The sequence below is a fragment of the Hwangdonia lutea genome (genome assembly GCF_032814565.1).
GTDB classification, from domain to species: Bacteria; Bacteroidota; Bacteroidia; order Flavobacteriales; family Flavobacteriaceae; genus Hwangdonia; species Hwangdonia lutea.
In genome coordinates this window covers 3347276-3359779 of record NZ_CP136521.1, presented here as the reverse complement: position 1 = coordinate 3359779, position 12504 = coordinate 3347276, and the positions used below count along the sequence as shown (strand labels likewise).

Here is a 12504-nt window from a genome sequence, read left to right as displayed (position 1 = left end):
AAGTAGCAGTAAACCAAAACAGTATAATTTTTAATCCACCTAGGGCAACGAGGAAAAGATTTGCCGCTTTATGAAAATTATCGAATCTGAATTTTCAAATCATATTATTAAATCCGTAGAAAAAGATTTGGGAAATATCCACTTCTTTAATCATATCGCGGTGGTGGAATTTAATGAAGGTGTTCATGTCGACATTAACAATTCCGAAGAGATATTCAACGAAATTAATGCTTACTTTGGTAGTGCTAAACCGTTTGGAGTTATTGCAAATCGCATAAACTCATACTCTGTAAAGCTCTTAGATGCCGATTTATTCAGAAAAAAAGTTAAAAACCTATGTGGATATGCCGTTGTTAGCTACAACCTTGCAGGTAAAATGAATGCCGAAATAGAAAACAGTTTTTGTCTTTCCGAAAACATAAGTTACGACAACATTAAAGACGCCATTAGTCATGTTTGCGGCAAAGTAAAAATAAGCACGTCTTTTTCTTTAAACTAAATAAATACCATCGGGCTTTATTTCAATAAGTTTCTGTTTATACAACGAACCAACCGCTTTTTTAAAGCTCTTTTTACTCATTTGTAGCTGCTCTTTTATAGCCTCGGGATTCGACTTATCAGTAAGATTTAAATACCCGCTATTGTCATCTAGCTCTTGCATAATGCGTTCGGCATTGGGTTCAATATTCCTATAGCCTATTTGCCCTAGAGCAATATCCAATTTATTGCCGGGGCGTATTTTTTTAACTATCCCTTTTAGTTTGTCGCCAACACTAATATCCTTAAAAATCTGGTCTTTATAAATCAAGCCCAAATGCTTTTTATTTACAATCACATTCATCCCAATATCCGACGGATGCGACACGATTAAATCAACCTCATCAAACTCGGCAACCGTAAGTTCTTTATTGTCTAAAAACCGATTAGTTTTACTCGATGCCACAAGTCTTTCGGTTTTTTCATCCAAATAGCAATGCACCAAATACCAACCACCGGGTTTCATTTTAAAGGCCTGTTCCTTAAACGGACAAAACAATTCCTTAACCAATCCCCAATCCAAAAAGGCCCCGTAATCAGTCACTTGGTTACAGCGTAATACTGCAAAATCACCTCTCATAATATAAGGCATATCGGTAGTGGCAACAGGTCGTTCCTCATTATCCAAATACACAAAAACATCCAGCTTATCCCAGATTTTAAACGTCTCCGGAACGTACCTATTGGGCAACAAAACCTCGTTGTCTTCATCATCAATTAAATACACACCGTGGTCGGTTTCACGTAGTATTTCCAAAGTATTTATTTGTCCTAAATGTATCATGCGGCAAAGGTAACATTTTTTAATCCGCGGTTGTAATTTACAGCCGCTCAACTTAAATCTTTTGTATTCTTTTATTTTTTTTGGGCGCATCCCTGTCGGGTCGGGCTATCCGCTACAAGTCCTCGCTTCGTCCCGATAACAATCGGGACGCGCTGTGGGCTTTCCACTTCTATCCCTTGCGCAGCTAGTCTGCAGTGGACAGTAATCAGTCCACAGTCAGTTATATGTTTGCAAGCAATTGAAAAATAACACAAAATTTGCACTAAACTGATACACAATAAAAAGTATAGCCCCAAATTTCGACAAAGTCGAAAACATCAATCTGCAGAAATAATGAGAGAAGGAATGGAGTCACAAAGCGCAGCTTTAAGTGAGAAATTCCGAAAACGAATGGTGCTTTAGCAATTTCCTCAGATTGATTTGATTTTTTGGTTCGTTTTACATCAAGGTAAAATGAACTTAACTTAATTTTCACCATAGCATGCTTATTTATTAGCAACATTCTTTTTTTAAACCATCAAAAATCAATACACTAAAATTTTAATACAAAAAAAAACGCTGCAAAATTGCAACGCTTTTAAAATATATAAAACTGCCAATATTAATAAGCAGATTCCTTACCAAAATGCTTAACCAATAAATAGTAAACCACTGCTCTGTATTTGTTTCTGTTAGATTGTCCGTATTTATCCATAACAGCTTTTATGCCTTCATCTAAATTGGCACCATCCTTTAAGCCTAATTTTTTAATTAAAAAATTGTTTTTAACAGTGGCTAATTCAGATGCGTCCGACCCGGAAACTGTTGCTGCATCTGCATTGTAAATTGATGGTCCACAACCAATAGTCACTTTAGTTAATAAATCCATGTCTGGGTTAACACCACATTTGTCTTTTAAATCTGCAGCATATTTTGCAATAAGCTCGTCTCTTTTACTCATAATTAAATAGTTTTTTTTAATGAAGTTATTTGATGTTCTGCATTTAAGCAAAAAACTCAAAACAATTCAATGGGTTAATAAATACGTTTTTAAAGATAGTTATTTTTTTAGACACAACAATTTACAGAAAGTCACTTTAGTTTAGCCCATAGCCTTAAAATAATCAAGTAACACTTCATCATTCAAATGTTTTGGTGTGAATATTTCCAGTAATTTGGGCTTATGGCTTGCTGTATAAAACGTATTCAAACGGTCTTTTAAGTCAGCTGCATCGGATACCGATTCGTATTCAAAACCATACATGTTGCATAAATGTTCGGCCGTTAAATTGTGGTTGGTTTCAAAATAGGTATCGAAGTTTTCTGTGTTTTTATGCCCGGGAAGAATCCTGAAAATACCGCCACCTCGATTATTGATAACAATAATTCTAAAATTATTTGGTATAAAATTATTCCACAGTGCGTTGCTATCGTAAATAAAACTTAAATCGCCCGAAATAAGTGTGGTTTGTTTGGGATTTGAAACCGCGCAACCCACAGCCGTACTTGTGCTGCCATCAATACCACTTGTGCCTCGGTTACAAAACACCTCCAAGGTTTTGTTTAAATCAAACAGTTGTGCGTAGCGCACCGTGGAGCTATTACCCAATTGCAAAACGGTGTGGTTGGGTATGTTGTTTAAAATAATTTCGAAAGCTTTTAAATCGGAAAAGGTTACGCTTTTAAGATAGTCGGCATGATTAACCGCTCTGGTTTCTTTTACCGATTGCCAAACCCTATTATAGTCACTTTTTGATAATTCTACTTCCGGTAAAAATTTTGAAAAGAAGTCATTCGGTGTCGTTTTAATCCATTGGTTTAAACTAAAAAACGTATCGTTTGCTTTATTTAAATCAATATGCCAATGTTGCTTGGGTTTGTGCTTACGCAGAAATGCTTTTATCTTTTTGGATACAATTAATCCGCCAAAAGTCAATAAAATTTCTGGCTGCAAGGTTTTAAAGTCTTCATCATTTAAAGGCGCGATTATTTTGTCGATACTCGGAAAAAACGCCTCGTGATGCAAATTTGAAGTCGTTTCGGTAAACACAATCACGCTATCGTCTTTTGCCAAAACATCCAACCATTGCTGTTCAATCTGGTTTGGCGAACTAACACCGACCAAAACCATTTTTTTTGAAGCCGCATTCCAATTATTTATACAGTCCTTTAAAACTGAAGATTCAATTTCTAACGATTTTTTTTCAATAGGAATAGTTTTCGGGTTAACCGATAAAACATCAACCATGTCATACAAAGGCTCATCAAACGGAATATTAATATGCACGGGTCCGTTTTGTGAATATGCAGTATTAATGGCTTTGTTTATTTCAGCCTCGTTATAATCTTGAATGCCTTTTTTTAAACCCAACAAAGCTTCAATTTTGTTTTCCATATTTTTAAAAATGGGCAACTCCTCCTCTACCTCATCTTTTTCATTGAGATCCAACTTTAAATTTGCCGAATATAAAATATGGTTTTCAAATACATTTTTCTGATTGATGGTTTGTCCATCGCCAACGCCAATTAAATGTTTGGGTCGGTCTGCCGATAACACGACTAAAGGCACATCGCTATAAAAAGCTTCCGCCACAGCGGGATAATAATTTAACAAGGCACTGCCCGATGTGCACACCACAGCCGTAGGTTCTTGCAATTGCTGTGCGATACCCAAAGCGAAAAAAGCTGCACAACGCTCGTCGACAATACTATAACAAATAAAAAAGGGATTGTTGGTAAACCCAATGGTTAAAGGTGCATTTCTGCTTCCCGGAGAAATAACAATGTGCTTTATGCCTTTGGCTTTACAAAGCTGAATAACGGTTTGCGCTAGTGGAATTTTAGGGTATTTCATGGTTTTCAAAAGTACAAAAGCTAAGTGAAAATTTATGCCACTAATTCACGAATATTTTGTGAAAAAACAAGACCTGTCAAGTTTTAAAAACCTGACAGGTCTAATTTACAAAACGCTTTTAATAACCAAAGATTTAGACACTGTTTCTTCCCATTCGCTTTCCGGAATGGAGCTTTCGGTAATACCACCACCAATGTAAATAATGGCTTTGTCGTTTTTTATTTGCATACAACGCAAATTAACGTACAACTGTGTGCTTTTTTGTTTTATCGCATAAGCTCTGTTTTCAATATTGCGTTTACCGGATCGTGGTGTTTTTGTGGTTTCAAAATTTAATTCTCCTAGGAAACCCGTGTAAAATTCGCGGTTATAATTTTCGTGTTTTAAAATGAATTGTTTGGCATCAAGTTTCGGGAATCCGCAAACGGCTGGCGTGGGATGTAATACCGAAACAATATCCTTTAATTTTGAATCCGATAGCAATCTGGCCGAAATCATCGTTTTTAAATGCAACAAATTACCTGCTTTTACGGTTTCGGTCTCACCTATTTTTAAGTTTTCCACCCAAGGTCTTAAACTTTCGGCAACAAATTGGGTTACAATGTGCTGCTCGTCTTTTTCTTTGGCTTCCCAAACTACATCCAAAGTGCCTTTATAGTCTTGTGTACCCGCCAATGCCATAATAGACAATTGTTTACCTTCAATTTTAATTAAGGTTTCTGGTGTTGCGCCCAACCACAGGCCTACTTTGGGGTGATACCAACAATACACAAAGGCCGATTTATAAGTTTTTAAAAGGGTTTTTAAAATTGAAATGGGATTCGAATTTGATAGATTTACCGTTTCATGTCGCGACAAAACCACTTTTTCAAAGGCCTTTTCGGTAATAGCTTTGATGCCTTTTTTTATAAGGTTGATGTGAAATTTTTTTGATTCAGATTCCATTGGAACTGAATGGCTATTCGAGTGGATTCCCGCATCCGCAGGAATGACAAATTGTTGGGACATAGAAATCACTTCCGAATCTTCAACGGGTATCAAAATCGAATCTTCGGCATCGTCAAACGGTGAAAACACAAACCCCTTTTCGGTAAAATCTCTGGTAAAATGTAAACCGTTTGTTTGTTGAAGTATCGCTTTAACAACATCTTCATTGGGTTTTCTGTAAACCACAAAAGGCAAATGGTTGCGGTATTGCGTTTCAATACGATTAAAAAAATCTTCCAAAGTCTTGAAGTTATTTGGTTCGAGGAAGCGAAATGGTAGTCAATTTGCACAGCGAAATCAAGTTATCATCGTCATCAGTCACTCTAATTTCAAACAATTGCGTGGTTCGACCTTTATGAATAAAAATAGCTTTAGCATAAACGTTTCCATCACGTACACTTTTTACGTGGTTGGCACTTATCTCAATACCGCGAACAAAATAACCTTTGGTATTTAAAAACAATTCAGCTGCAAAACTTCCGGTGGTCTCTGCCAAAGCAGCAGTTGCACCACCATGTAACACACCATCGGGTTGATGTACTTTAGGGGTTACCGGCATTTTCAAAATCAAAAAGTCATCGCCAAAATCAATCATTTCAATTTTTAAGGTTTCCAACAAAGTGTTTTTAGCCATAGCTTGAAACCGCTCTAATATGACTTCTTTAGATAATTCCATAGAATAGTGTATTTTTAAAATCGCAAACAAAAATACAAAACATAAGTGTAAATGAAATTACAAGAAAAAGAAATATCATACACCATATCCAACTCGTATTCTACGCTAAATGAACTTACAAAATCAACCAAAAATGTATGGTTTGTTTGCCATGGCATGGGCTATTTGAGTCGGTATTTTTTAAGGTATTTTAAAGGATTAAATCCTGATGAAAATTATATTATCGCCCCACAGGCAGCCAGTAAATATTATTTAAAATCCGAATTCAAACACGTGGGCTCCAGTTGGCTAACCAAGGAAAGCACCGAAATGGAAACCGAAAATGTGATGCGCAATTTTGATGCTGTTTTTAAAGCTGAAAACATTCCGGAACACCTCAACTTGATTGTGTTTGGTTATTCGCAAGGCGTTAGTGTTGCGGCGCGCTATGTGGCAAAACGGCAATTGCCATGTACCCAATTGGTGTTGCATTCCGGTGGTATTCCCAAAGAATTACAAGCGGAAGACTTCGCGTTTTTAAAAGCCAAAGTGAGTTTAATTTGCGGAACCGATGATGAATATTTAACCGATGAACGCTTACAATCCGAAACCGAAAAAGCACAACTTTTATTTAAGGATAATTTACTTGTTATGTTGTTTGATGGTAAGCATGAAGTGAATGTAGAGTTGATTAATGGGTTAGTGTAAATTGTCATTCCGACAAAGGAGGAATCGCATAATATTTTTTTTGATTATGATTGAATATACAGAAGGCCATCACACTTACTATGTTTACATAATTACTAATAAATACCGATCAACTTACTACATTGGCGTAACTAATAATTTAACGCAACGTTTACAGCAACATATTGAAAACATAGAACTTAAACGTAAAACTTTTGCTGCCAAATACAATTTAAAGTATCTGGTTTATTATGAAAAATTTTCTTGGATTCAACTTGCCATTGCAAGAGAAAAAGAAATTAAAGGCTGGAGAAGAGATAAAAAGTTGAATTTGCTTCGGAATTTTAATGAGAGTTTTGAGTTTTTAAATCATCTTTTTATTGATAATGGGATTCCTCATGCGTCGGAATAACAAAAAATTTATAGTTGTCATTTCGAGTGAAAGGAGAAATCACATAACCCATTTTTAATACAGGATGGGATTCCTCCTGCGTCGGAATGACAAACAAAGAACGTACATAACATGAAAGCACCAACCCTAGAAAACCACCGCGTAAAACTTTCGCTTTTAGATTTAAGCAATTACAAACACCTGTTGCCCATTGCACAACAACCCCACTTAATACAATTCTCGCCCAGTAAAATTGATACGCCCGACGATTTAAAAGCCTACGTGCAAACTGCTGTTGATGGCTATAAACTCAAAACCACTATGCCGTTTATTGTGTTTGATAAACAAACCAACACTTATGCTGGAAGCACCCGTTTTGGATTGATTAATTGGAAAAATAAAGTGTTGCACATTGGCTGGACGTGGATAGGACACGAATTTCAGGGCAGCGGACTTAACGCCCACATGAAATATTTAATGCTACAATACGCCTTTGAAGCATTAGAATTTGATAAAGTAGAATTTAGAATAGACGAGCGCAACCTAAAATCTAGAAAAGCGGTTGAAAAATTAGGCGCCACCCTGGAAGGTATTTTACGAAAAGATACGTTGATGCTTGATGGTTTTAAACGCAGCACCTGTTGTTATGGGATTTTGAGTGAGGAATGGGATGGGATAAAGGAAACGGTTTTTGCGGGGTTTTAGGTTTTGCGTTTATCGGTCGAGTATAAGAATAGTTGCGCGGGTTTACGCGCGAGGATATTTCGCAGGAAAATCAAACGTAGTAAACACACAACAACCTTTGTTTTATCACAACACTAGTGCTTTTCATAGGATACAGTGTTGCCAACAGTTATTTTCCATTTAATGTTCAAGTCGAAAGAATCTTTCGTTTTATTTTTTTGGCGATGGTGGTGGTTTAGTATTCACGCGACTAACTGTCGGTTTTGGTTTGTTGGAAGTGCTTTTTACTTCCCCTTTATTATTGCTGCTCTTGTTTGGTCTTTTCTTGTCCATCGGTTTCTATATTTGCTAATTCAATTATTATTTCTTGTTTGTTTAAAGATAAATATATTTCTCCAACCTCATAGAGAAATTTAGAGTCTGAATAATTGTAAACAGCCACATCACACAACCTGATTTCAGAAATATTGTCATTTTCTGAAAATGATTTTACCCATCCGTGATAAGTCAATTGATTTTTTATATCTCTCAAATAAATATATTCAATCTCTTTAGAGTTTAAAAACATTGAAAACAGATTTTCATCTCCATATTTGCCTGAAATTCCCAAAAATCCAGCAACTCTATTAATAACTTTTCGATTTTCAATCATAGTTGCTAAAAAAGCCAATAATATTGAAATTATTGAAGCGAATATTACTTCTTTATATGGAATTGATGAAGCATCATTTAGATTGCTCCAAATCGTTAACTCGGGTAAATCATTAGACCTAAAGAGATTAATTCCGTTAGCTATGAGTTGTAATGTCAAATAAGATACAACTCCAAAAAGTATTGAATAAAGTACAAAACGAAAACTGTTCCACTCTTTATGTAATATTAATTTTCCAAATATCAATGTAGCAATAGCTCCAGGAATTAATATGACAATTAGCTTAATTGTTAATTCTGACATCCGTTTTTTTTATTGTAGGCAACACCTAGATATAAAATAGTTTATATAATTTACATCCGATAATAACAAAATTAGAATTTTTCTTACTCAAACGAAAGTGAAGTTATCAACAGTTATAAACAAAAAAAAGAAACTGACTAAAAAGTCATTGTCTCATTTTGTCAGGTTGAACGCAGTCGAAACCTTATATTTTTAATCGACCGTTTAAAACATTTCGACTGCGCTCAATGCGACATTAATCTAAATTTTTAGGCAGTTTCTTTATAATCAATTAAAAACTAGTCTTCCAAACGTTTCCCCGTCGTTTCACGTCCACCTTGTAATAAAGTAACGCTTTCAACTTCGTCGGCATCATTTTTATTAAAGGTTAATTGGGCATTCACCACTTTTAAATAAAACACAGTTTCGGTTTTTGGGAAAACATCAAACTCAGGTTGCCCTGTGGCTTGCACTTTTAATTGGCCATCCTTTTTTCTAATGGTTAAAACAAAATTTGGCGCTAACTCATACTTGCCAACATAGGTTTCTAAAATAGCATCTGGCACAACAACTTCTTTTTCATATTCAGAAACATCGGCTCCTAATTTCTTTAAAAAATCGATACCGTTTTGGTTATTCGGGTTTAAATCAACAGACTTTTTATAGTATTCAATCGCCAAATCATTTTTACCTAAAGTCATTAACGCTTCGGCATAACTATCATACACATTCGACGATTTAGGAAAGGCTTCAATATTAAGTTTAAACACTTTTGCCGCTTCTTCAACCTTTTCTGATTGCATCAATTGGTAACCCATAGCATTCATTTCCCTTTCAATCAACTCGTAATTTTCAGAATCTTTAATCGTTTTATAATATTCTATTCCAGCCTCAATGCCTTTATCATTAATAACGGTTAACAACGCATTGGCAACCGATTGTTTAGGCAAACTATATTCTTTACCATGCATGATACCTCGAATAGCCTGCGTCATCTGATTAAGTGGTGCGCCTCCCGCATTGCTTAAAAGCACGACCAACGATTTATCGGAAGGTGCTCTGGAAATATTGGTGTTAAATCCGTTAATCCCGCCGCCATGACCTATGGTATAAATACTGTCGGTAGATTTCCCTATATTGTTATAACCAACACCCCATCCGTAAGCATAGTGACCTCTTCCGAAAGCCGGAATGTAGGGTTCAAAATATAGGTCCATATATTTTTGTGGTAATAATTTATTGGTGTACAAGGCTTGATCCCACAGATATAAATCTTCAACGGTGGAGTACAAAGATCCAGCGGCATACGGAATAGACATATCCAAATATCTTGAATTTACATAGCCATTCCCATTTCTCTCGTAGCCTGTGGCGCGATTTTTAATAATATCGGCATGATTATCGTAACCCGAATTATGCATATTTAAAGGTGTAAAAATATTACTGTTGAGCATTTGCTCATAAGTCTTTCCGGTTAATTTTTCAATGATTACGCCCAAAAGAAAATAACCCGAATTGCTATAATTAAATCTTTCACCGGGTGTGAATTCCAAATCTTTATCCGCAAATTTTTCAACAAATTCCTCCGGTGTGTACGGATTGCGGCTTTCGTCTTGAAAAAATCTGGGAAACGCGGTATAATTTGGTATGCCAGATGTATGCGTTAATAAGTGGTGTGTGGTAATTTTATCACCTGTACTTTTTGGATAATCTGGAAGATAGGTTGTAATGGGCGCTTGTAAATCCAAGATTCCATTAGCCGCCAACTGCAAAATAAGCATTGCCGTAAACTGTTTGGTTATCGAGCCCAAACGATGTTTGGTGTTGGGTTGGTTGGGTATATCCCATTCCATATTTGCCATACCAAAACCTTTTTTGTAAATCACTTTGCCGTTGTCTGCCACCAAAACAGAACCATTAAATTTACCGTATTCGGCATACACACTAATTAGTTTGTCTATTTGCTCAACTTTATTCTGAGCGATATTTATTTGGCCTATTAACAGCACAAAAAATGTTACAATGATGTGTTTTGATAATGATTTCATAAGTTTAAATTTTGATTGATTCGTTTATAATAGTATTGATTTTAAGTATTTTGACGACTGAAACGTGCTATAAGTTACATAATAATTAACCAATTTTTGAATGTAACAAACAGCAAGACTGGGAAAGTGTGTAAAAAAGTTAGTGAATATATTTGTGGTGTTAATACGAAACTATGAAACCGAAACCAAGCAATAAAGTCTTTTACGAAGAAAAACTGAATGTAATTATTGAGTACATCCACAATAATTTAGATAGCAAAATTGATATAAAAACGCTTGCTGAAATTTCGTGTTTTTCGCCGTTTCATTTTCATCGTATTAGTAGGGCGTTGTTGGGCGAACCCATTGGCGCTTATATTTGCAGAACGCGATTGGAAACGGCAGCAAAATTAATACGGTATGCCACATCGGATATGGCAACTATTGCTTACCGTGTTGGTTTCGAAACACCCTCGTCATTATCAAAAGCCTTTAAATCCCATTTTGGGATATCGCCTACCGAATATCGAAAAAACAAAGAATTCACTTTCAAAAAAACAAACATTATGAACGTTACGTTAAACATTAAAAAGCCAAAAATTCAAGATATTGATGATATGCAATGCTTGTATTACCGAATGCAAGGTGCTTACCAAACCCTTAATTATGCTGGTGCTTGGAAAAAACTTTGGGGACAAGTAAAGGAACAAAAACTATTTACCAAAGGTATTAAGATGATTGGTTTACCGCATGATGACCCAAAGGTTACCGACGACGATAAAATTAGATACGACGCTTGTTTAATTATTCATAAAGCGGCAAAACCCGTTGGGGATATTGGTGTGAAAACTTTAAATGGCGGCAAATTTGCTGTGTTTTTATATCAAGGTTCCTACAAGTATTTTGCCGAGGTTTATAATTATATTTTTAACGAATGGCTGTTGAATACCGATTACGAACTGCGCGACGCACCGGTTAGAGAACGCTACATAAGTAACCCCGAACGTGTGGCGGAAGAAAAACTAAAAACGGAGTTTTATATTCCTGTGAAGTAAAATTAAATGTGATGTTTTTGTCATGTCGAAATGAGGCACGATTGAGACATCACATTATTTTTTATAATAAAACCCGTTGTGCATTTTGAATGAAAATAATTTCAATATGTCAGTTCGAGTGATTTTGAGGAACGAAAAATTGTATCGAGAACCCATTTATGGTTCAAAAAATTCTTATTCTCGATACAAATTTCACTCATTTCAATCGTAAAATTCACTCGAATTGACAGAATTCTCCCAAAATGCACAACGGGTTAATAAATTATTCGTAAATGGATTTTATATGTTTCCAAATTATTGAGTAGTTACAAATCCTTTTTATACCGTTTTAGCATAGCCTCACGGGTTTCCGGGGCTTCTTTTGTACCCAATTGGTCTTTAAGCATTTGCCCCATAGTTGGCAATTCGTCTCGGTTAATTTGAGCAGAGGCATCCCATAATTTGGAGCGCATAAAGGCTTTGGCGCAGTGTAAAAACATTTCGTCAACCGTAATAACAACACAGCTTTTGGGCGGGTTTTGTTCCGAGGCAAATAAATTAATATGGTTTTTATCTATTGATATATAAGCGTTTCCATTAATACGCAAAGTTTCATCGACACCCGGAATTAAAAATAGTAAACCAACTTTTCCTGTTTCGATAATATTCGATAAGCTATCCATTCTATTATTGCCTTTGGCATCCGGAATTATAAGTTCTGAATCGCTATTTACGTGTACAAAACCCGGTGATCCACCGCGTGGCGATGCATCGTGTTTGCCGTCTTTATTTGAAGTAGACAAAACCACAAATGGCGATTTTTTTATAAAGTTAATGGCGTGCTTTTCCAAGGTTGGAAACACTTTATCTTTTGCTCTTCCGCTTGGGTAACCGTATAACTCACGGAGTTGGGTGCTGGTCGTAATTTTCATATTACTTTCATATTCAAAT

General features: G+C 35.7%; 13 protein-coding genes. 5 read left to right on the top strand and 8 right to left on the bottom strand.

Features of this window, described 5'->3' with window-relative positions; genetic code table 11:
• Positions 1–70 precede the first annotated feature (70 nt).
• The gene (locus RNZ46_RS14490; protein ID WP_316982884.1) at positions 71–499 is read left to right on the top strand and encodes a hypothetical protein; all 429 of its coding nucleotides are present in this window, start codon (positions 71–73) and stop codon (positions 497–499) included.
• On the opposite strand, the gene RNZ46_RS14485 is transcribed toward RNZ46_RS14490, so the two are convergent.
• The 5 genes from RNZ46_RS14485 to RNZ46_RS14465 all read right to left on the bottom strand — a co-directional run bounded on the left by RNZ46_RS14485 (position 491) and on the right by RNZ46_RS14465 (position 5817).
• Positions 491–1321: a CvfB family protein gene (locus RNZ46_RS14485; RefSeq protein ID WP_316982883.1), complete on the bottom strand. Its 831-nt coding sequence runs from the start codon at positions 1319–1321 to the stop codon at positions 491–493. The two genes, RNZ46_RS14490 and RNZ46_RS14485, sit on opposite strands and share 9 nt — an antisense overlap.
• A 601-nt stretch (positions 1322–1922) precedes the next feature.
• A complete protein-coding gene (locus tag RNZ46_RS14480; protein ID WP_316982882.1) occupies positions 1923–2261 on the bottom strand; it encodes a DUF2853 family protein in 339 nt (112 codons plus the stop codon).
• A 141-nt stretch (positions 2262–2402) separates the two neighbouring features.
• On the bottom strand, positions 2403–4154 hold the full coding sequence (gene menD, locus RNZ46_RS14475) for a 2-succinyl-5-enolpyruvyl-6-hydroxy-3-cyclohexene-1-carboxylic-acid synthase (protein ID WP_316982881.1): 1752 nt from the start codon (positions 4152–4154) through the stop codon (positions 2403–2405).
• Positions 4155–4259: 105 nt separating this feature from the next.
• On the bottom strand, positions 4260–5381 hold the full coding sequence (locus RNZ46_RS14470; protein WP_316982880.1) for a chorismate-binding protein: 1122 nt from the start codon (positions 5379–5381) through the stop codon (positions 4260–4262).
• Between the two features lie 10 nt (positions 5382–5391).
• The gene (locus tag RNZ46_RS14465) at positions 5392–5817 is read right to left on the bottom strand and encodes a PaaI family thioesterase (RefSeq protein WP_316982879.1); all 426 of its coding nucleotides are present in this window, start codon (positions 5815–5817) and stop codon (positions 5392–5394) included.
• Between the two features lie 51 nt (positions 5818–5868).
• Here RNZ46_RS14465 and RNZ46_RS14460 point away from each other — a divergent pair, with 51 nt between their 5' ends.
• The 3 genes from RNZ46_RS14460 (at position 5869) to RNZ46_RS14450 (ending at position 7579) form a co-directional block, all read left to right on the top strand.
• Complete coding sequence (locus RNZ46_RS14460; protein WP_316982878.1) at positions 5869–6504, top strand: alpha/beta hydrolase; 636 nt, start codon at positions 5869–5871, stop codon at positions 6502–6504.
• Positions 6505–6550: 46 nt separating this feature from the next.
• On the top strand, positions 6551–6895 hold the full coding sequence (locus tag RNZ46_RS14455) for a GIY-YIG nuclease family protein (RefSeq protein WP_316982877.1): 345 nt from the start codon (positions 6551–6553) through the stop codon (positions 6893–6895).
• Positions 6896–7006: 111 nt separating this feature from the next.
• Entirely contained in the window at positions 7007–7579 is a 573-nt protein-coding gene (locus tag RNZ46_RS14450) for a GNAT family N-acetyltransferase (protein ID WP_316982876.1), read from the top strand.
• 277 nt (positions 7580–7856) lie between these two features.
• Here RNZ46_RS14450 and RNZ46_RS14445 read toward each other — a convergent pair whose 3' ends face one another.
• Both RNZ46_RS14445 and RNZ46_RS14440 read right to left on the bottom strand, forming a co-directional pair.
• Positions 7857–8513: a hypothetical protein gene (locus RNZ46_RS14445; RefSeq protein ID WP_316982875.1), complete on the bottom strand. Its 657-nt coding sequence runs from the start codon at positions 8511–8513 to the stop codon at positions 7857–7859.
• A gap of 278 nt (positions 8514–8791) precedes the next feature.
• Positions 8792–10540, bottom strand: a complete 1749-nt coding sequence (locus RNZ46_RS14440; protein ID WP_316982874.1) for a serine hydrolase — start codon at positions 10538–10540, stop codon at positions 8792–8794.
• Positions 10541–10713: 173 nt separating this feature from the next.
• On the opposite strand from RNZ46_RS14440, the gene RNZ46_RS14435 reads away from it, so the two are divergent.
• Positions 10714–11574 (top strand): AraC family transcriptional regulator, encoded by an 861-nt coding sequence (locus RNZ46_RS14435; protein WP_316982873.1) that lies wholly within the window; start codon positions 10714–10716, stop codon positions 11572–11574.
• Between the two features lie 305 nt (positions 11575–11879).
• Here RNZ46_RS14435 and RNZ46_RS14430 read toward each other — a convergent pair whose 3' ends face one another.
• Entirely contained in the window at positions 11880–12485 is a 606-nt protein-coding gene (locus RNZ46_RS14430) for a pyridoxamine 5'-phosphate oxidase family protein (RefSeq protein WP_316982872.1), read from the bottom strand.
• Positions 12486–12504 lie beyond the last annotated feature (19 nt).